This is a genomic window from bacterium (genome assembly GCA_024228115.1).
In the GTDB taxonomy this organism is placed as follows: Bacteria; Myxococcota_A; UBA9160; order UBA9160; family UBA6930.
Genome location: JAAETT010000292.1, coordinates 1 through 20,237, shown reverse-complemented (window position 1 = coordinate 20,237; position 20,237 = coordinate 1). Strand labels below are relative to the sequence as shown.

The 20,237-nt window shown below is 64.0% G+C and carries 17 protein-coding genes; 7 read left to right on the top strand and 10 right to left on the bottom strand.

Features of this window, described 5'->3' with window-relative positions:
• The first annotated feature begins 256 nt into the window (after positions 1 to 256).
• Complete coding sequence (locus GY937_13210) at positions 257 to 1,411, top strand: nitronate monooxygenase (protein MCP5057664.1); 1,155 nt, start codon at positions 257 to 259, stop codon at positions 1,409 to 1,411.
• Between the two features lie 88 nt (positions 1,412 to 1,499).
• A complete protein-coding gene (locus tag GY937_13205) occupies positions 1,500 to 3,791 on the top strand; it encodes a M20/M25/M40 family metallo-hydrolase (protein ID MCP5057663.1) in 2,292 nt (763 codons plus the stop codon).
• A gap of 17 nt (positions 3,792 to 3,808) precedes the next feature.
• Here the strand turns inward: GY937_13205 and GY937_13200 are convergent, their stop codons facing one another.
• Positions 3,809 to 4,801 carry a multicopper oxidase domain-containing protein gene (locus GY937_13200; protein MCP5057662.1) on the bottom strand — a complete coding sequence of 331 codons (993 nt, stop codon included), beginning with the start codon at positions 4,799 to 4,801 and terminating at the stop codon, positions 3,809 to 3,811.
• A 6-nt stretch (positions 4,802 to 4,807) separates the two neighbouring features.
• Positions 4,808 to 6,679 carry a plastocyanin gene (locus GY937_13195; protein MCP5057661.1) on the bottom strand — a complete coding sequence of 624 codons (1,872 nt, stop codon included), beginning with the start codon at positions 6,677 to 6,679 and terminating at the stop codon, positions 4,808 to 4,810.
• A gap of 96 nt (positions 6,680 to 6,775) precedes the next feature.
• Between GY937_13195 and GY937_13190 the strand changes: the two genes are divergently transcribed.
• Positions 6,776 to 7,423 (top strand): YceI family protein, encoded by a 648-nt coding sequence (locus GY937_13190; GenBank protein MCP5057660.1) that lies wholly within the window; start codon positions 6,776 to 6,778, stop codon positions 7,421 to 7,423.
• Positions 7,424 to 7,469: 46 nt separating this feature from the next.
• Here the strand turns inward: GY937_13190 and GY937_13185 are convergent, their stop codons facing one another.
• From GY937_13185 to GY937_13165, 5 genes are all read right to left on the bottom strand, one after another.
• On the bottom strand, positions 7,470 to 8,600 hold the full coding sequence (locus tag GY937_13185; GenBank protein ID MCP5057659.1) for an alpha/beta hydrolase: 1,131 nt from the start codon (positions 8,598 to 8,600) through the stop codon (positions 7,470 to 7,472).
• 10 nt (positions 8,601 to 8,610) lie between these two features.
• Positions 8,611 to 9,312 carry a TetR/AcrR family transcriptional regulator gene (locus GY937_13180; protein MCP5057658.1) on the bottom strand — a complete coding sequence of 234 codons (702 nt, stop codon included), beginning with the start codon at positions 9,310 to 9,312 and terminating at the stop codon, positions 8,611 to 8,613.
• Between the two features lie 9 nt (positions 9,313 to 9,321).
• A complete protein-coding gene (locus GY937_13175; GenBank protein MCP5057657.1) occupies positions 9,322 to 9,873 on the bottom strand; it encodes a VOC family protein in 552 nt (183 codons plus the stop codon).
• 120 nt (positions 9,874 to 9,993) lie between these two features.
• Positions 9,994 to 10,551: a hypothetical protein gene (locus tag GY937_13170; GenBank protein MCP5057656.1), complete on the bottom strand. Its 558-nt coding sequence runs from the start codon at positions 10,549 to 10,551 to the stop codon at positions 9,994 to 9,996.
• A gap of 91 nt (positions 10,552 to 10,642) precedes the next feature.
• Positions 10,643 to 11,149 carry a hypothetical protein gene (locus tag GY937_13165; GenBank protein ID MCP5057655.1) on the bottom strand — a complete coding sequence of 169 codons (507 nt, stop codon included), beginning with the start codon at positions 11,147 to 11,149 and terminating at the stop codon, positions 10,643 to 10,645.
• A 164-nt stretch (positions 11,150 to 11,313) separates the two neighbouring features.
• Between GY937_13165 and GY937_13160 the strand changes: the two genes are divergently transcribed.
• Both GY937_13160 and GY937_13155 read left to right on the top strand, forming a co-directional pair.
• Positions 11,314 to 12,030, top strand: coding sequence for a dienelactone hydrolase family protein (locus GY937_13160; protein MCP5057654.1), 717 nt, complete (start codon positions 11,314 to 11,316; stop codon positions 12,028 to 12,030).
• A gap of 189 nt (positions 12,031 to 12,219) precedes the next feature.
• Positions 12,220 to 12,942: an isoprenylcysteine carboxylmethyltransferase family protein gene (locus GY937_13155; GenBank protein MCP5057653.1), complete on the top strand. Its 723-nt coding sequence runs from the start codon at positions 12,220 to 12,222 to the stop codon at positions 12,940 to 12,942.
• Positions 12,943 to 12,970: 28 nt separating this feature from the next.
• Here GY937_13155 and GY937_13150 read toward each other — a convergent pair whose 3' ends face one another.
• Positions 12,971 to 14,191 (bottom strand): DUF4185 domain-containing protein, encoded by a 1,221-nt coding sequence (locus tag GY937_13150; protein ID MCP5057652.1) that lies wholly within the window; start codon positions 14,189 to 14,191, stop codon positions 12,971 to 12,973.
• Positions 14,192 to 14,266: 75 nt separating this feature from the next.
• Between GY937_13150 and GY937_13145 the strand changes: the two genes are divergently transcribed.
• Positions 14,267 to 15,589 (top strand): short-chain fatty acid transporter, encoded by a 1,323-nt coding sequence (locus GY937_13145; protein MCP5057651.1) that lies wholly within the window; start codon positions 14,267 to 14,269, stop codon positions 15,587 to 15,589.
• A 16-nt stretch (positions 15,590 to 15,605) separates the two neighbouring features.
• Here the strand turns inward: GY937_13145 and GY937_13140 are convergent, their stop codons facing one another.
• Positions 15,606 to 17,363 carry an amidohydrolase family protein gene (locus GY937_13140; GenBank protein ID MCP5057650.1) on the bottom strand — a complete coding sequence of 586 codons (1,758 nt, stop codon included), beginning with the start codon at positions 17,361 to 17,363 and terminating at the stop codon, positions 15,606 to 15,608.
• A gap of 79 nt (positions 17,364 to 17,442) precedes the next feature.
• Between GY937_13140 and GY937_13135 the strand changes: the two genes are divergently transcribed.
• A complete protein-coding gene (locus GY937_13135; GenBank protein ID MCP5057649.1) occupies positions 17,443 to 19,059 on the top strand; it encodes an AMP-binding protein in 1,617 nt (538 codons plus the stop codon).
• Between the two features lie 39 nt (positions 19,060 to 19,098).
• On the opposite strand, the gene GY937_13130 is transcribed toward GY937_13135, so the two are convergent.
• On the bottom strand, positions 19,099 to 20,016 hold the full coding sequence (locus GY937_13130; GenBank protein ID MCP5057648.1) for an IS1595 family transposase: 918 nt from the start codon (positions 20,014 to 20,016) through the stop codon (positions 19,099 to 19,101).
• Between the last annotated feature and the right edge of the window lie 221 nt (positions 20,017 to 20,237).

Below are 20,237 nucleotides of genomic sequence, written 5' to 3'. Positions count from 1 at the left end.
TCCGGTCGAGCCGGGAGGGCGTTCGCCCTGGGTCAAGGACCTTTCGACCCGGAAGATCTGAATCGGAATCCGGAACGGCGGGCTGCGTCGCCCCCCGGCCAAATGATCAGATTTCTACGCTTCTGAGTGAGCGTCTACATGTGCCCAGCCCCGGCGACTCCCGTACCTCGCAAGAGGAGCGAAGCGGCCCCAGATTCGGCGAAATCGATCCCAGCCGTTGGAGCGCGAGGTGGGGTCTTCGCGTTAGGATCTCGGGATGACGAAGCGAACTCTTAGAACCCCCCTGTGTGACATGCTTGGAATCGAATACCCCATTCTCAGCGCTGGAATGGGCCCTAGCCTGATCGGTGAGTCCACCGGTGCTCCCGTCGAGCTGGTCGTAGCCGTTTCCGAGGCTGGCGGTCTCGGTGTGCTAGGCGGCGCCGGTTATACCGTGGAAGAGATGCGTGACGCGATTCGCGAGATCCGCAAGCAGACGGACAAGCCCTTCGGCGTCGACCTGCTGCTGCCCGCCCAGCAGGTGGCCAGTGGCGATGCTCCCGCCGAGAACACGCACGAGATTCCGCTGAAGGACATCCTGCAAACGCTTCCCCAGGAACACCGCGAATGGTTCCTGCACATCCAGCAGGAACTCGGGTTGCCAGATACGGAGGCGGTGCTGAGCAGCGGCACCACCACGTCGCGGCCCCATGCGGCCGTCGAGGCCTGCATCGACGAGCAGGTGCCCCTCTTCTGCGCGGGCCTGGGCAACCCGGGGTTCATGGTCGAGGCCGCACATCAGGCGGGAATGAAGGTGCTCGGCATCGCTGGCAACTCGAAGAACGCGGGACGTATCGCTGCGAGCGGAGCGGACCTGGTCGTGGCGCAGGGGCATGAAGCTGGCGGACATACGGGTCGGGTCGGATCCATGGCGCTCTGGCCGCAGGCGATCGATGTGGCCGCTCCTACGCCGGTTCTTGCCGCCGGAGGAATCGGCGACGGACGAGGGGTGGCCGCGGCGCTCGCGATGGGCTGCGTGGGAGTCTGGGTGGGCACCCGCTTCCTGGCCTCCAACGAAGGTGGCGCCCTCGACCTTCAGAAAGAGGCCATCTTGAATGCCACAGATGAGGATACGCGCCGTACCACCATCTACACGGGCAAGACCTCTCGAGCGACTTACAACCGCTTCCATGATTTGTGGGAGCAATCGAATCTGGAGCCACTGCGCTTCCCCGTACAGGTGATGTTGGCCTCGGCGGTCGTGGACATGTTCAATCGCGCCGGAAAGGTGGAGTACGTCGGGCCCTTCGCCGGACAGGTCTCAGGCTTGATTGACGAGATCAAACCGGCCGCGGAGATCGTGGATGAATTGGTCGAGGAGGCCGTTGAGATCCTGACCCGGCGTCTACCCGAGAGCGTGACGGCGTCCTAGCCAATCCCCCTCGATCAGGAAGCCCGATGCGAGCCGCGCTCGAAACGCATCCCAGCGTGTCGAATTGCGTCGAAACTGGAGGACAGTGTTGACGGCCTCCGGCAGGCCTCTTCTCGCCGGCTTGTTGATCCTCCTACTCGCTGCGGGATTCGTTGCCTCCAGCATGAACCCTCCGCCGGCTCGAGCCGGGGACGAGCCGGCGAACGGATTCTCGTCAACGCGGGCGCTGGAGATGCTGGAGCGCCTCGTCGGAGATGGCATTCCTCATCCAGGTGGAAGCCCGGCGAACGCACGGGTCCGCGAACGCCTGCTCCACGAGCTCGTGCAGATGGGATACACGCCCATCGTTCGCAAGAGCTTCGCGTGCACGGACAACGGGGCCTGTGCCGACGTCCAGAACGTATTGGCGCGGCTCCCCGGAACCGGCTCCGATACGGCCGTCCTGCTTGCCTCTCACTACGACTCCGTGCCGGCCGGCCCGGGCGCCTCGGACGACGGCACCGGGGTGGTGGTTCTCCTGGAAACGGCACGGGCTCTTCGCTTGGACGCACCACCTCGGAACGACGTGATCTTCCTCTTCGATGAGGGCGAAGAACAGGGATTGATCGGTGCGCAGGCCTTCGTCGAGTTCGATCCCTGGGCCGCGGACGTGGCGGTCGTCGTGAACGTGGAGGCTCGTGGAACCGGCGGAACCAGTGCGATGTTCGAGACCAGCGATGGGAATTCGGATCTACTGGCCCTCTTCTCACGGGTGGTGCCAAGAACCTCGGGCTCCTCGGTCTTCCAGGATCTCTATGAAATCCTCCCCAACGATACGGACCTGACGATCTTCAAGAGGCACGGCATGGCGGGCTTGAATTTCGCCAATGCCGGAAATGTCGAGCGCTACCACACGCCTGTCGATGACGTAGCCCACGCAGACCCCGCGACGATCCAGCAGCACGGAGACACAATCCTCCCGCTCGCCCGTGAGCTCGCGGCCTCTGAGCTCCCGATTCCCGAATCCGATGATTCCGCCTTCTTCGACGCGGGCGGAATGGGCCTGGTTCGTTGGCCCGCCTCCTGGGGAATGCCGCTGGCGTTCATCGCCTTCCTGGCCGTCTTGGGAGTGCTCGGCGATCGCGTTCGTCGGGGCGCTGTCAGCATTCGACTGCTCTCTTGTGGAAGTGCCGCATGGTTGCTCGGAATTGCGCTTGCGTGTGCCTTCGGCTTTGGCCTGACCGTCTCCCTCCAGGAATTGGACGGCAGCCTCGCACCGTGGACCGCCTACCCACTCCCTGCCCGAATTGCGTTCTGGGTGCTCGGGTTGACGGGTTCCCTCGTCGCAAACACCTGGCTGGGGCGGCGTGCCGGCGCCTTGGGAGCCTTTGGTGGCGCTCTGCTCTGGTGGGCCATCCTCGGCCTGGCCCTGACGATCTCGCTCCCCAGCGCGGGTTTTCTGCTGGTCTTCCCGCTGCTGGCGGCAATCCTCGGAATGCTGATGGGGAAACAACGGCGAAGCGAAGCGGACGACACCAGCATCGTCGCCGGCTCTCTCTGCTGGATCGCGGTAGCGGGGTTCTTCTGGCTTCCGATGGCCTTCCTGTTCGAGACGATGCTGGGCTTCCGAGCCGGTGCCCTCGTCGCGACGAGCGTCGCGTTTGCCGGATCGGGCCTGGCAGCCCTCGTGGCGCGAAGCGAAAGGCAGAGGGTCGGCGCATGGATCGTGGCCTGTGTTGCCTGCATCTCCGTCGCGTCGATCTTGCAGCTCGTGTTGCCGTCCTACACACGCGATCATCCTCGGCACGTAAGCATCATGTTCCACCAGGACGCGGACGCGAACATCGCTCATTGGATCGTCAGCGAGCGACAGGGCCCTGTTCCGGAACGGATGCGGATCGCCGGCGGTTTGAGCGATTCGGAACTCCCGCTTCCCACCCTTCCGGGCTGGTATATCGACCGTGCCGCCGTCGGCCCGACCGACAGCCTTTCGATTGCTGGGCCCGAGGTGGAAATCCTGGCGACGCGATCGGTTTCGGAAGGCCGTGAGTTCAAGGTTCGCCTCCGCTCACCTCGAGGCGCACCGACCATGGAGCTCTGGTTCCCGCCGGAGACGACGCCCACCTCGGTTGCGATCGAAGGAACGCCATTCCCGCCGAATAGCGAAAGGTTGTTGATGTTCTCGAAGGGGTGGCATCGCTTTGCGCACCTGACCGTCCCCCCGGAAGGCTTCGAGCTGGTACTCGTTCTCCCGGGGGACGAGCCGGTCTCGGCCTGGCTGATCGAGCAGAGCTACGATCTCCCGGAAGCCGCAGCGGATCTACTCGCCGCGCGACCGGTCTTTGCCACGCCCGTGCACGGGGGCGACACCACCGTCCTCACGAGGCAGCTCGAGTTCTAGCCGGACCACGGTTCGCATCAGATCGCAGAGAACCAGCCCATCGCCCCTCGTTCAGCCATGTGCACCTGGTGGGGATGAAACATGTAGCGGCCTCGCTCGGGCAAACGGAACTCGACGATCGCCCGCTCGGCTTGAGCGAGGGTCACGACGTCCGTGTGCTCGTCCGGCTCGAGGCTCGTCCCCGTCCTGTAGACATCGAAGGTCTCGGCGTGCAGATGGAACGAAGCGACAGGATCTCCGCTCACCATGTTCGTGATGTAGAGCCGGACGAGCTCACCGGCGGGGACTTTGATTGGAAAGCGTGCGAAGAAGCCCGCAACTCCGTTCCATGCATAGAGCTCGTTTCGCCCGTCGCCATCCAGATCGAAGCCGCATAGCACGAGATTGAATTCGTGGGCCGGAGCCCTTGGTGTGGTCGGATCGACGATCAATGCGCCGTAGAGCCCCTTCGCGATATGCCGTGAAACCGGAAGCGCATGGCAATGGTAGGGATGGAGCCCGGCCGGGCCGGCCCGAAAGCGATACGTTTCGGATGCGCCAGCTGGAACGGGCTGCCAGCCATCCTGGCTTACGGCATGCCGTCCATGGAAATGCACATTGTGGGGATGCATCCCCGTGTTCCGGAAATGGATCAGGAGTTCGTCGCCCTCGGTGGCCCGAATCAGCGGGCCCGGCACGCGATCATTGTATGTCCATGCGGCAAATGTCTTTCCCTGGGCGACCTCGATCGGTCGCTCGTTCACCCAGAGTGACACCTCGCGCACACGGCCGGGCTTGGAAAATTCGGGAGGCGGTGGTATCGACAGGGCATCGAGCGCCTTTGCGCCCAGTCGGGCAGGCGGATCCGCGTCACCTCCGTAGCCGGACTGGACGACGGGGGCGGGCATCTCGTGCATCCCGGTTGCGGCGTCATCGGCGTACGCGTCGGCCTGTGCTCGCGCGCCTGCCAGGCCCGTCCCCGCTGCGACGCCGCCGCCGAGCAGGAGCCGCATGAGATCGCGACGCCTCACGGGCACCTACACACCCGCCAGGCTTCGGACACCGATCATCAGCAGGATCCCGCTGACGAGCAATCCCGCCACGAGGATGCCAGCCCCGAATCGCCACCTCCCTGCCAGGCCGAGCGCCAGGCAGGCAAGAGCAGAGACTGCCGGGAGGTAGTACGACCAACGCATCAGCAGGGAGACCAGAAGGCCGGGTGCACTGGCCCGCGCGTAGTCGGGAAGGAGGGAATCCGGTGTCTCTCCGCCCTGATAGGCGTCGGCCTCCGGAGGCAGCTCCGCCGAAGCGAGATCGAAGTCGAGCCCCTCGAAGACATCCACGGCGGGCCGGACCGGCGCGGAAACGCCGCCGGGCATGAGCGGCTGATCGGGTGGTACGGGTTGCACCTTGTAGTCCGAGGACTCGAAGTTCGGACTATTTGCCCAGTCGACCCGACGAAGGACGGCCAGACTGGGCAGCATGTCCCAGCCGAGCGGAAGGCGTAGCCCCCGACAGCCGTGAAAGACCTCCAGCCCTGGCGGAGCACTCGTCTCGAAATCGTTGGCCTCGAAGCAATTCCCGCTGCTCGAGGGGCCGGCGAGCGCGAGGTCCGCACGGCCAGAACGCCGGATGATGTTCTTCCGGATCACATTGTCCTTGGCGGGCCAGAAGTTCTCGTGCTGGTTCGGCATGACGACGATCCCGTGATCCTGATGACCCACGACCAGATTCCGCTCGACCACGTTTTCCAGGCCACCGGCGAGAACGATTCCCATCCCGAGGACGGGCCGGGTCAACGGAAGCGTCGGTGCCTCCGGATTGCCGTTGGCCACGACGAGGTTGGCGACGATCGTCGATCTCCGTTGCGGCGGCAGAAGCTCCGAGTCCAGGGTGTTGGGCCCGATTCCCGCAATGTTATGTCTCCAGATCGAGCTGACGATGTAGAGGTCGCCCCCCGAGTTCGTGCCGGAGTAGCCGAGGGCGTTGTTCTCGGAAATGACGTGGCGGATCACCATCTTGCAGGGCTGGCATTGCCCGACATAGAACCCGGAATCCGGAGACCCCGAGGCCCATGAGTGCTCGAAGAGGCCATCGGTCGAATCGAATGCGTAGACGCCATAGAGCCCATTGTTGTAGGCCGTCAGGTAGGACGCCCGATACCCGGTGATCCCGGTCCAGAAGAATCCGTTCTGGACGGCATTCCGAGCCGTCATGTTCTCGATGGCCACACCATCCGCAAGCACGAGCACGCCGTTTCCGCGCAAGAACTCGCCGTCGACGATGACTTCGTTGCGATCGACTCCGCGAATGACCAGAGACGGAGTCGTCACCAGCACCTCTTCGCGGTAGATGCCCCGATCGACCAGCACCAGATCGCCAGGGCTGGCTGCGTCCACACCCGCCTGAATGGTCGGATAGTCCTCTGGGACGTGCCGGGTGATACCCGAGGCCACGGATACGACGCTCGGACCTGCGCTCTCTGCCTCCGCGAATTCCACATCGCCAACGACGACGACTCCAGCCATCGCGATTCCGCCGGGGGCACCATGGAACGTACAGAAATACGGAAAGACACCTGCTTCCTGGAACTCGACCGATGCCTCGGACTCCGCGGGCATCGTGAGATCACCGTAGTCTGCTTCCGTGGACCACGACCAATCGTCCGCCACGGCGTTATGCGGGTTGCGTCCGACGTTCACCCAACGGACACTTTCGCCGACGGGAATTCGCACGACTCGCGGGTAGAACGTGTTGTCGTACATGTCGACACGGGCCGAAACCGGATCCTGGACTGCGACCGTCGGTTCCTCGGAAGAGCCACAAGCCAAGACACAGAACACGACGCCACCGACGAAGGCAGCGACCGGGAGCCTACGCGAGCCCTGGCTGGTACGGGGTTTCGCCATCGAGTCTCTCCCTGGATCTGGCCGACGCCGCCTGATGCGGGCAGGAATTCTACGTATTACTACAGTAACCGCTTCCCCGTTCGGAAGGTGCCAAAGATGAGACTCGCCGCGACAGCCCTCTTCTTCCTCATCGTCCTGCCCCCGATGGCAGGCGGGGCGGCCGAGGACGAAACGATATTCGGATCGGCAGATCACTGCGTCGCGTATCAGACGATCAAGGACATGTGGTTCGTCGTCGACACCGGTATCGTTGGAAAGAGCTGCGAGGTCGAGGCGTCGCTCACGTCGACACCCGACGACGTCGCACCGCGGATCTCGGTGAGCTTGCCGATCGAGAGCCTGGATTCGAACAACCGTTTCCGAGACGGTGCCGTTGCGGACCTGCTCGGCGCCGAGGAGCAACCCGAAATACGCTTTCTCTCGAGCCCGCTCGAGGCGGAGACATTGCGCCAGGCCCTTCCGAGCGGCCGATTCGAGCTGGCCGGCGTCTTGAGCTTCGGCGGCAAGGATTTCCAGGTGGCCTTCCCTGTCGAAATCATCCAAGGCAACGACCGCCACTACGCGAAGGGCGTCCTGGCCTCTTCCTTTACAGCCTTCGCGGTCGAAGTACCCACGATCGCAGGTGGATTGATTGCCCGCCCCAAGGATGCCCTTGACCTGGCTTTCCAGCTCGAATTGGAACGCGTGGATGGCCTCGAAGCCTGGGCAGAGTCAGCCGGCCTGAGCGCTGACGCCGAGGAATGATCCAACCCGAGCCCCCTCTCGAGACCGTTTCTCTACCCCAGTAGCGTCAGACGCGCCGATCCTGGAGCCAGCCGGCTACCAGATCACCGACGACCTCTCGTGCATTCCCAGGCTTCTGCAAGTAGTGATCACCGGGGATGAACTCGAGCTTCTTGTCTTCTGCGGCCAGATTGTCGTGGAGCGCATGAGCATCGACCGGAAAGACGCCGGTATCCGCCATGCTCTGAACGACCAAGGAGGGCACTCGGATCCGCTCGAGGTGGGGAATCGCCCGGCATTGTGAGATTTCCAGGCTCCACATCGAGAGCCATGTACGAATGGTATTCGAGTTGCCGATCCCGAAGGGGCTGTAGTTGAAGAACTTCGGGGGGCCGAGGTAACAGATTCCGACTTCCCGATCATTCGGATCGAGAGAGCCATCGAGCAGGCGGGGATCTGCCCAGGCCCGGTGCAGGTTGAAGACCCGATCGAGGCATCCCGCAGCTCGAACCCGCTCCAGCTCCTCGAGCGCCCAGGCTGTGATCCGATGATTCCTTGCAACCTGGGCTGCCCGATATCGCTTCACGAACTCCGCGGAATAGGGCGGACCATTCTCCGGGTCGTACATGTCGAGCGCCGGGTCCACCGAGGCAGGATCCGTTTCGTCGGTGACCGAAGGGTCGAACCAATCCGTCAACACCTCGGGCCGCCCGGGATGCGCATTCGTCGATACGTAGAAATCGCCCGGCAGGAGTTCCATCGCCGCGTCGGATACGGGCGCGCCAAGGAGAGGCACGAGATTCGGCTCGACCGCTTGGGATTGATAGGCCGCCATGAGCGAGCCACCGCCCGAATTCCCGAGGAGGACGACGCTCTCGACGCCAGCCTCTTCCCGAAGCCAGCGCACGCCTACACCGATATCCACCAGCGCATTGTCCAGGGTAAAGGCGTACTCCAACCCGCGGAAGCGGGTATTCCAACCGAGGAACCCATAGCCCCGGGCGGCCATCAACTCGCCCATATAGTGCTCGGAGAAGTCGACGTTGTAGTGGGTAGCGATGATCGCCGTCCTGGGCTGGCTCCCCTTCGCATGGTGGTAGATGCCCTGGGTGGGCATATAGCCAGCTCCGTTCCGACCTGCGGTCGGAGAAGGAAGGGAGACGAAGCGCCGTTCGATCGATACCAAGGGAACTCCTATGTCGCCTTGCTCAGGTTCGTTCGTCACTCATGGCGGAATCGGGCTCGGCCTCCGCGAACAGGCTCCGATACAGGACACGCGCCATCGTTTCGATCGCGACCTCATCGGGCAGGGACACGCGGTCCGCTTCGCCTCCTTCGATCAGCCAGACATAACAGAAGTAGTCCATCATCGAACCCAATGCCGAGGCCATGGCTTCGGGATCAGGGTTGTGCACCTGGCCTGCCCGCTCGAGAGCGCGGATCCCCGCTGCAATCTTCTTGCGCGCGTCGAAGCGGATTTCCCGCCACCGCTGTGCGAACCGCTCATCCAACATCGACGCCTGGAAGATCGCCGCAAGCTCCGCGGAATGTGCCCTGCAACTGCTCCAATGGACTGCGCACATGTCTCGGATCACGTCGTAGGGCTCGGCCCGAGTCAAATCGAGTTCGGTCAGGCGAGCGTCGATTTCCGCCTTGAAATCCTCCGCCATCTGCTCCAATACCTCTTCCTTGTTGGCGAAGTAGGTATAGAAAGAGCCCAACGCGCGGCCCGCTTCCCGGGTGATATCCGCGATCTTGGTGTTCGCGTAACCCTGGCGTTGGAAGAGCTGGCGTGCAGCCGCAAGAAGCGCCGCTCTGCTACGAACTCCGCGAGCCGTCAACAACGTGCCGTCCGCCGGGAGCTCAGGTGATTCGGTATGTCCCGATGCCAGCGGTTCCCCGGTGCCCACGACGAAGACCTAGACGAGCTTCCCGATGGACGTCTCTTTCCGTTCCTCTTCCGGGATCTCGTTGGCGGGCAGACGGAGCAACCGCAGGGCTTCCTCCTCGGTCTGCTCGAAGTGCTTCGCATCCGTCGTGACGCAGAACTCCACCATGATGCCGTTGGGATCCATCGTGTAGATCGACGTACACCAACCGTGGTCGACCTGCATGATCTGCTCGATGCCACGCTCATGCATCCGCTTCGTCATGGCTTCGAGCTCTTCGAGGGTATCGAGGCGAAAGGCGATGTGATTCGCCCAGGGCGGAAGCCCGAGACCGGTCGAGATCTCGGTCTTGAAATCCGGCTCCTCGCCGACGCCATCGACCTGGAAGAAGGCGATGGCCTCACCTCCCCCCATTCCGAAGAAGAAATGCCGGAAGTAGCCATCGCCCTGCTTGTGGTTCTCGGTGCGGAGCAGCGGCATCCCGAGTTTCTGCGTGTAGAACTCGTAGGTCGCTTCTGCGTCGCGGGTCGTATAGGCGACGTGGTGGACACTCTTCGATTGGAGAACGTTCGGGTTCGCCATGATCTTGCCTCCGTGGTCCGCCGCGGAATTCGGCGGTCACGGAAGCCTAGTTCGAATTGAATCCAAATTCAACTTCTTCTGAAACTGAATTCAGTCGAGATGGATGCAGAGACGTTCCCGCTAGGGCCCCACGAACGCCCGGACGGCCTCGGCGATCGGCTCCTTGGTGATCCCGGCTCGCCGGCCCACCGCGATCGCTTCATCAGCGCTCATCCCGTGGCTGCCCACCAGGTGGGTCGCGAGCCAGCCGCCCACGCGATTGGAGCTTGCGCAATGTACGAGAATCTCTTCACCGTGATGTTGCTTCACGAGAGTTTCGATCTCCGCGAACGCCGCCTTGTCGAAGGGAACGCCGCGAACCGGCACGTTGTAGTAGGTCATTCCCAGCGCCTCGACGGCGGACTTCTCGTCCCAGGCATGCTCCGAGGGGTCGCGCAGATTGATCACCACCGCGATGCCTTCGGCCTTCGCCTTCTCGATCCCCGCTTGATCGGGCTGGCCGGCGAACCAGAGATGGCTCAGGTGAGTGACGTTGGAGACGCTGCCCCATGTGAACGGGCCCTCCACCTGATCCGGCGAGAAGGTCCCTTCGGCAAGCCCGCCGACGCACAGCCCCAGACTCGCGATTGCGATCAGGACAGCCCGGGTGTAGCGGGTTCTTCGGGAACTCGACTGCATGACAGCCTCCTCGTTCGTGATGGTCGACGCTTCGTTCGAGCCGACGAGTCTAGGAAACGCGCCAGCCCGGGGCGCCGACGGTGCTCGCTCTTCAGTTGCGCGCCTCGCAATGCGCACGAATCGCCTCCAGGGAGTGCCGAACCACGGAGGCTGCAGTTGGACGGCCGACCCATCGGGTGAGCAGACTCCCCAGCAGCGGAACCTCACTCCACAGCACGAGCTTCGCCTTCAGCCGCGTCTTCGCTGCTCCATCTTCCCGGGCGGTCTCGTGGAGGCTGTACGTCTCATCGAAACAAAAGGGCCCCAGGCGGATCAATGAGCGGAAGGTCTGGTTTTCGACGACTTCGACCGGGAAATCGCGGAGGGTCAGGCGAAGCGGCCCCAGCTCATAGCGCCAGCGAGTCGCCTGCCCCGGCTGCGGGTAATCGCTCGCAATCTCGAGAGGACGCACCACCCCGGTGTCCCAGAGGACGACTTCCGACGGGACCGTCAGGGCGCTCCACACCCGAGCAGCATCCGCCGCGATCTCGACGGTCTCCGAGAACTCGACCGCGCCATCGGCGGGGGGTTCCGGCGGGGCGGCTGCCTTGACGTTCATGGGGTCCTGCGCGGCCTCCTATCGATTCGGAAGGAGCAGCGTACACGAAGAAGTCCCTCTCGCCCCCGAATGGATTCCTACAGGCAGCGTGCGCTCGCCCGACTTCGGTGCCAGAGTTGGGTCCCCGATGGAGCCCGCAGCGAAGAACGGCCGGGAGAACGAGCATGTCCGAGGAAGTCGAGTTCGAGGCGGGAACGAAGGAAAAGATGCGCGGCTTCCTGGCGCTGCCGGAGGCGGCCGAATGCCCGGCCCCGGCGCTCCTCGTGATTCACGAGATCATCGGGCTCGGTGACGACATGCGGAACATCACCGAGCGGTTTGCCAAGGCAGGCTATGTCGCACTGGCGCCCAATCTCTACAGCGGGGCGGGATCCCGCCCGCGCTGTGTAATGCGAACCCTCCGGACACTCGCCAGGCGCGAAGGCCCGGCACTCGCCTCCCTCAAAGCGGCTCGTGCCTGGCTCGCAGAACGTCCGGACGTCGACGCGAGCCGGGTCGGTGTGGCGGGCTTCTGTATGGGCGGGGGATTCGCCTTGATGCTTGCGGTTCGTGCGCCTCTCGGAGCGGCGGCGGCCTTCTACTGCGACGCCCCCCGCCGCAAGGAGGACCTCGAGGGAACATGCCCGGTGGTTGGCGGCTTCGGCGCCCGCGACCGTGTGTTCGGATCCGTCGGCGAGCGACTCGACGGGATGCTCGACGATCTGGGCGTCGAGCATGACGTGGTCACGTATCCAACTGCGGGGCATAGCTACATGAGCCATCATGGGCCCATCCTGACCCGACTCGGTGCCATCTCCCCGATGCACACCGGCTACGACGATGAAGCGGCCCGCGATAGCTGGCGACGAATGCTGGGCTTCTTCGAGCGTCATCTCGCTTGAGGCCACCCGAGGCCTCGTCAGGACAGCGTCGGGTTCCACGAGGTCGGCGGACGCCCGTGGAAACGAGCTGTTCATTCGCCGGGCGACGCGCCTACAATGGGCCGCAGGCCATGGGCCCGAACGATTCGAAGGGAGCCCGACATGTCCGGAAGTCCTGCCTACGAAATCCCGGTGACCGAGAGCGGCGCGATCCCGCGCAGCCTCGTGCTGGCCTTTGGTGTCTTCACCTACGTCCTCTTCCTGGGGGTCTTCCTCTATCTGATCGGCTTCATCGGAGGCTTCATCGTTCCCAAGACGATCGACTCCGGTGTCCAGGGGCCCGTCTTCCAGGCCGTGCTGATCAACCTGGGGCTGCTCGGCCTGTTCGCGATCCAGCACACGGTCATGGCGCGGTCCGGATTCAAGAAGTGGCTGATTCGCTTCATTCCCGCGGCGACCGAGCGCAGCCTCTTCGTCCTCGTCACCAACCTGATCCTGATCGCGATGGTCTGGCAATGGCGTCCACTCCCGGGCGTCCTCTGGGAGGTAGAGGGAGCAGCCGCAACGGCCTTGATGGTCCTCTTCTTCATCGGTTGGGGAATCGTGCTGCTCTCGACCTTCCTGATCGATCACTTCGACCTCTTCGGCCTCAAGCAGACGTTCTTCTACGCGACGGGGCGCCCCTACACCGGCCCCGAGTTCAAGGAGCATCTGCTCTACAAGGTCGTCCGCCATCCGCTGATGCTGGGCTTCCTGGTGACGTTCTGGGCGGCACCGGTGATGACGATGTCACGCTTCTTCTTCGCGGCCGTCTGCACGGTCTACATCCTGCTCGCCCTGTACATCGAGGAACGGACGCTCGTCGAGCTGCACGGCGACGACTACCGCGCGTACCAGCAACGCGTAAGGATGATCTTGCCGATCCCGAAGTAGAGGAGAGGAGAATCCTCGAAGGGCAGGCTCAGTCATGGCCTTCCCGGGAGAGATCGGGCGGCAAATCGACCTCGACCGGGATCGGACGATAGACCTCGAGATCCTCGACGAGTCGGTCCAGCAACACCCCGACATCTCCGCCCGGCCCGGCGAACAGGTTGCACACGTAGGTGAACACCACGCTGCCCGGCACCGAGAGCTGGGGGTGGGCCTTCGCGGCGTAGCAGGCGGTGTGGGGGTCGACATCATCGACCCCGTTCGGATCGAGTTCAGGAACCTGGAACAGCGGGCGCCTTGGAGACCAGGGGCCGGAGAGCGACGCTGCGGTTCGGAACCAGACCCTGTCGGAAGGGCGCTGCTCGGGAAAGTCACCCTTCACGCTCGGGTAGGAATACAGCGCGAGCCAGACACCTTCAGAGGGCAGGAAATGCACACTCATCTCGGTGGCATCATCTTCCATGATGATTCGGGCGGCGAGCGGATGAAAGCCCGGTTGCCAGTGGCCATCGGTCGTCAGCGTCTCGAGAGAGGGCTCGAGATCGTCTGCACCGGAATCGAGGCTGGCCAGGGGCAAGCGGACGAGAATGCGTGGATACGAGCGCGCCTGCCGATCCAGGAAGGTGAAGAAGTAGACGTGGGCCCCGTGGGCGACCATCGCGCTGGCCGGCAACGCCAACGGGCTGCGACTCAAGCGCAACCGCTCGAATTGCCAGACCGAGGGATCCTCCTCGGGGTTGGAGATGCGCGCGAGCTCGACGCCAGTGAAACCAAAGGGCATGGCCAATGGGCCACGGGGCAGCGTTGCCTCGGCTTCGAGAAGGCCTACATAGAGATGCCCCCCGTACGAGAAGCCGTCGAAGAGCCACCACCATTTCCCGGCTTCTCCGCGATCGAAGAATGCGGTCGCTCCGTCGGGCCCCGTGCCCCAACGATAGTCGATGGACCATTGGCCTTCGCTGTCGCATTCGGAAAGCGCGATCGAGTTGTGGATGAAGCGGGCACCCCGGCGACTCGCTTGACCTGGCTCACCGACGAACGTGTCGCCAAACAGCCAGAGGCTTCGATGCCCACCCAGGGGAACCGAGAACGCGGCATCGCCGCCGAGCCAGCCCTGCCGAAAGGGGAAGGCCGGTTCGCAGCGGCTCGGGGCGGGCGGTTGCGCTGGGGAAAGACACCCCGACAACCCGAACGCCACGAGCAGGAGCCGCGCCAACCCGGCCTTCACGAAACGATCGCAGACAACCCTCACCGCTTCCGAAGGTAGCGTGGCCGGCTGAAGAGGGAGCCAGGTAGACTCGCCTGCGTGCGACTGTCTCCCGATTCCATGGCGCGTCCCTTCGTAGCCTTCGTGGAGCGCTTCTACCCGGATTCGTTCGTCTTCGCGATCTTGCTGACAGGGGTGACGTTCGCTCTGGCGATCGGCCTTACCGAGACGTCGAGCCTGGAGGCGCTCGAAATCTGGGGGAACGGACTGAAGGGCTTGCTGCCCTTCATCACCCAGATCGCCTTGACCCTGCTCTGTGCACACTCCCTGGCGCATACGGATCTCGTTCGCACCGCCCTCGACCGGATGGCTCGTTGGCCGCGGACCGAACGCCAGGCCTACGCCTGGGTCGCGATCGTCGCGGGCGTGGGCAGCTTGATCGCATGGTCATTGGGCCTGGTCGTCGGCGCCCTGATCGCCCTCGGCGTGGCCCGGGCCGGACGTGCCCGTGGTCTGCGGCTCCACTTCCCGTTGCTGGTCGCGAGCGCCTACGGCGGATTCGTGGTCTGGCATATGGGCTACTCCAGCTCGGCGGCACTCTTCGTCGCCACACCGGGCCACGCCCTGGAGAGCATGGCCGGCGTCATTCCGGTCACGGAGACGATCTTCGCGCCGTGGAACCTGGCACTCGCAGCCATCACGGTCGCGGTGGTGGCAAACGTTTGTGCCGGCCTTGCACCGCGGGAAACGAAACCCCTCGAGTGGGTCGGCTCACCGACCGCCCCCGAACCTGCCGAGCCCGACCGCTCGACCCTGGGGCGCCGGCTCGAGAACGCCCGTTGGATTTCGTCAGGCATGGGAGCGCTTCTACTTGCCTACTTGTTCACCTGGTTCCGCAGCCGAGGCCTCGAGCTGACCCTCGACGTGGTGAACTGGTCCTTCCTGGGGCTCGGACTCGTCCTCGCGCGTTCTCCGATCCACTACGTGGCGCTGGTCCAGAGCGCCAGCCGAACCCTGGGGCCGATCATCCTTCAATATCCCTTCTACGCCGGCATCATGGCCTTGATGACGGGAACTTCTCTCGTTCACCTCTTCTCGGATGGCTTCGTCGCCCTCGCATCACCGGAAACGCTCGGTTTCTGGGCCTTCGTCTCCGGCGGCGCGCTCAATTTCTTCGTGCCGTCCGGAGGTGGGCAGTGGGCCGTGCAGGGACCCATCTTCATCGAAGCCGCCCAGAAGCTAGGCGTGGAGGCTCCGGTCGTGGTGATGGGCGTCGCCTACGGGGACCAGTGGACGAATCTGATCCAACCGTTCTGGACCCTTCCCCTGCTCGCCATTGCGGGCCTGCGCTCCCAGGCGATCATGGGCTACTGCTTCGTCATCTTCCTCGTGACGTTCGCACTCTTCGGGGGCGGCCTGCTTCTCGTCGGATCCGGCGCTTGAAACGCGTCTGGTGGATTCACGCCTGTGCACGCACCAGCCGACCCGGGCGTGCACCGGTATCGCTGTCGTTCTCTCGCGTCTTCACGCCCTTCACGAAGGTCGCGAGGTAGCCCGTCGCGGGCTGCAGGATGCGCTGGCCGCCAGCGGGCAGGTCGCTGCGCACCTCGAGTTCGCCGAGGCTGAGGTTTTCGAAGTCGATCAGGTTGATGTCGGCTCGCTTGCCGATCTCGAGGCTGCCCCGATCCTTCAGGCCGTAGAGCTCGGCATTGTTTCGTGTCTGCTTCTCTACGACGAATTCGAGAGGCAAACTCTCTCCTCGCGCCCGATCCCTCGCCCAATGGACCAGCTGGTAGGTGGGCGCGACCGCGTCGAAGATCAAGTTCACGTGAGCACCCGCGTCGGAGAGGCCCACCACCGTGTTCGGATCCGTCAACATCTTGCGGATGGCATCGTGGTTGAACGCCAGGTAGTTCGACCCGAGAAGGATGGCAAAGCGGTTCCCGCCCTCTTCGAGCAGGAAGTCGTAGAGGAACTCGTCGATGGCCTGGCCCGCGGCGGCGGCGGCGCCACCTAACATCTTGCTGGGGTCGGGCTCGTAGTCCATCGGGATCGTGAGCGGAAAGAGGAACGACGCCACCTGCTGGAGAAGCAGGTGGATATTCGCCATGGCGCCCGGATCCCCGACCGGAACATCCGCGTCGGCGAGGATCGCGGCCTTCACCTCGGGCTTCTTCATTTCGCGAACGCGCTCGGCGAGGGGAAGATCGGCGAGCTTCAGGTAGGTCTCCCGGCGCTGGAACATATGGTAGGTCTGCAGGCTCGTGACGAAGCCGATCGGCCGGGAAGCCACCTGGGGCCTCAAGTTCGAACCCTTCGCGTTCTCCTCCGCGCTCTGCTTCAAATAGGATTCCCAGGTGTCCGGAAAATCCATGATCTGCACGGTCGTAAACGTCACGGGGCGCTCCGAGGCGCGTCCGATCTTCTTGATCAGCTCGAACTCCTGCTCGAGAGAGAACTTCTCGCCACCTAGCGTATCGAGCTTTCCGATCGTGCTTGCGGGGATCAACTCGAACACCCCGGAACCGACGCGCTTCATGGCCTCGGCAAAGGCCAGCAGCTCTTCTGTCTCGGCGAACGTGCCAGGCACGGGGACACCCGCCATCGAGCGGTGACCGATGGTGCGCGACGTCGAAAAGCCCAGGGCGCCAGCCCGCATGGCTTCCTCGACCATGTCCACCATGCGCTTCAGATCGTCGGCGGTGGGATCTTCATTGTCCCGGCCGCGTTGGCCCATCACGTAGTTGCGAAGCGAGCCATGTGCCAATTGGGCACCGACGTCGATGGCATACTCGCGGCTGGCCAGGAAATCGAGGTACTCGGGGAAGGTCTCCCACGCGCCCCAGGGCATGCCTTCGTGAAGTGCCGTCCCGGGGATGTCTTCGACGCCCTCCATCAGCTCGATCAGTTCGTCCTCTCCGCCGGGTGCGACCGGGGCGAAGCCGACACCGCAGTTGCCCATCACCACGGTCGTCACGCCGTGGGAGGCGGAAGGATCCATCTGATCGTCCCAGGTGACCTGCCCGTCGTAGTGGGTATGGACATCCACCCACCCGGGCGCGGCCAGGGCTCCGTCGGCCTGCACAGTCTCGTGGGCAGCCTCAGTGACCTGCCCCCGGGCGACGATCAGGCCGTCCTGGATTCCCAGATCTCCGGTCTCCTTGGGGGCGCCGGTGCCATCCACGATGGTGGCGCCCTTGATGACGAGGTCGAGCATTCCGTCTCCTAACCAGCTTATTGCAGGCATCCTGCCACAACCCCGGCGGGACTGCCCAGACTGCCGTTACAATCCCGGTATGAGTCTACGAGGCACTGGACGAGGCGGTCCCCTACTCCGAACCCTGGAGACCTTCCAGGTCCTGGGCGACAGCGGCTTCTTGAGCCCGCGCTTCCTGGGAAGCCTGCTTCCCGCGGCGCGCAAGTTCGGCAGCACCACGGCAGCCGGCTTCTCAGCCGCGGCAGCCCGCCACCCCGACCTGCCAGCGGTGATCGACGAAGCCGGAACGATGACGTTCAAGGAGCTCGACGAATCGACGAATGCCATCGCGAGAGGGCTGCGGGCGGCCGGCGTGGGGCCCGGCGATGGCGTGGGGCTCTTCGCGCGCAACCACCGGGGTTTCGTCCAGGCCCAGATCGCATTGGACAAGCTCGGCGCCAACACACTGCTGCTGAACACGGGCTTCGCCTCTCCCCAGTTGAAAGAGGTATGCGCCCGTGAAGGCACCCGGGTCCTCCTCTACGACGAAGAGTTCCGCGGCATCGTAGAGGGAGGCGCCGCCGACCACGTGGGCTTCCTCACCTGGAAGGATTCGCCCGACGTTTCCGACAAGACGATCCAACACCTTGCCGACGCCCACGACACCGGGCCCATCGACCCGCCGTCGGAGCCCGGGCGGACGACCATTCTCACTTCGGGGACGACCGGCACCCCGAAGGGCGCCCAGCGCAAGATGAAGCGCCAGGGCGTCGACAGCCTGGTCGGGCTCTTCGGACGCATGCCCCTGCGGACCGGAACCCGCAATCTGATCGTGGCGCCTACGTTCCACTCCTGGGGGGGCATGCACCTGTTGCTCGCCTCCCAGCTCGGCTGTACCGCCGTCCTGCGGCGGCGCTTCGACCCCGAAGACACCCTGGCTGCGATCCAGGAACATCGACCCCAGATCCTTGCCGTCGTACCCGTGATGATGCAGCGCATCCTGGCGTTGGGAGATGACGTGATCGGCCGCTACGACACGTCATCGCTCGAGGCGGTATGTGCAAGCGGCTCCGCCCTACCCGGTGAATTGGCCCTGCGCTGGATGAACACCTTCGGCGACAACATCTACAACCTCTACGGCTCGACCGAGGTGGCCCAGGCCTCGATCGCCATGCCCGATGAGCTTCGCTCTGCCCCGGGCACCGCGGGTCGTCCGCCCCGTGGCGTCACCATCCGCATCCTCGACAGCGAAGGGCGGGACGTTCCCCAGGGCGAGACGGGGCGCATCTTCGTCGGCAACGACAACCAGTTCGACGGATACACGGGCGGCGGCAACAAGGAGATCATCGACGGCTTGATGTCGAGCGGAGACGTCGGCCATTTCGATGAGAACGGGCTGCTCTTCGTCGACGGCCGGGACGATGACATGATCATCTCCGGCGGCGAGAACGTCTTCCCCCGCGAGGTCGAGGACCTGCTCGCAGACCATGAAGATGTGGTCGAAGCGGCGGTGCTGGGCGTCCCCGACGACGAGTTCGGCCAGCGATTGAAGGGCTTCGTCGTTCTCCGCGAGGGCGCCAAGGCGGATGAGGCCGCCCTCAAGGGCTACGTGAAGACCCATCTGGCCCGGTACAAGGTGCCCCGGGACATCGTCTTCCTCGACGCGCTCCCCAGGAACCCGACGGGCAAAGTCCTGAAACGAGCCCTCGCCGAATAAGTCAACAGCGGGGACGGGGTTTACAATTGACTTGTCTGCCTATCCGATCGGCTCAGCTGTGAGTCGGTGATAGGGAAGCGGACTGCCCTCGACGGCGCGGCGGGTCAGGTAGTAGAAGAGCTTGTCTTCGGTCCAGCGTCGGTTGAGGCGGTAGGTGAACTCCCTGAGGTACCCGTCGAGGTGCTTGTGGCTGACGCCGTGAAAAGTTCCGACCAACCAGGCCTTGAGATTCGAGATGATCGTGTGGGCCCAGGGCAGGACTTCACCGGCGGCTTCTGGCGAACCCAGGGTCGTGGCCTCATGATCGACCCCTGCCGCGGCAAGCGGCCAGTAGCCGCTCCAGTCATCGGTCATCACGGTCGTCTTGGCTTCTTCGATGGCTCCGCGTACCGCGGGACCGAGGCTCTTCCAGGACGCGTCGGGGATGGTTTCCAGCACGGCGGATCCCGCCGAGTGTTCGAGTTGCTCGACCATCACGACGACGATCGATTTGTTGGGGGCTCCTCTCCCGCGCTTCCCACCGGAGCGAGATCCCCCCACAAAGGTCTCATCGGTCTCGACAGCGCCTTTGAGGAGTTCCCCCGTGCGGCGTCCCAGCCCGGACCGAAGCTTGTGGAGCATCGTCCATGCGGTCTGGTAACTGCCGAGGCCGAGATCGCGTTGGAGCTGCAGCGCCGAGATTCCTTGCTTGTGCCGAGCGAGGAAGAAGATCGCCAAGAACCACTTCCGCAAGGAGGTCTGCGTAGCGTGGAACGCGGTCCCCGCCGTAACCGAGACCTGGTAGCGGCACGTCGTGCACTGCCGAAGCCTTCGACTCGTGATGGACGAGAAGTCCGTGCCCTCGCAGCGCGGGCACACGAATCCATTCGGCCAACGCATTTCCTCCAAGTACGCTCGGCATGCGTCCTCGTCAGGGAATTGCTCCATGAACTCGACCAACGTGGCGGGGAACTCCATCCGATGCCCTCCTTCTCAGAAGGACCCTACGAACTCCCCGTGTCGTATCCGGTCACGAGCTGAGCCGATCGGATAGGCAGATCTCTCTATTCGGCTGCGCCATAGCTCGAACCCGGGATAACACATCCGCTCACGTTCAAGGAGAGCGACGCGGGCCGACGGCCGCGCCCAGTGCATTCTGGATCGCACGGACTTGATGGCTCAGATCCCCGTAGTAGAGG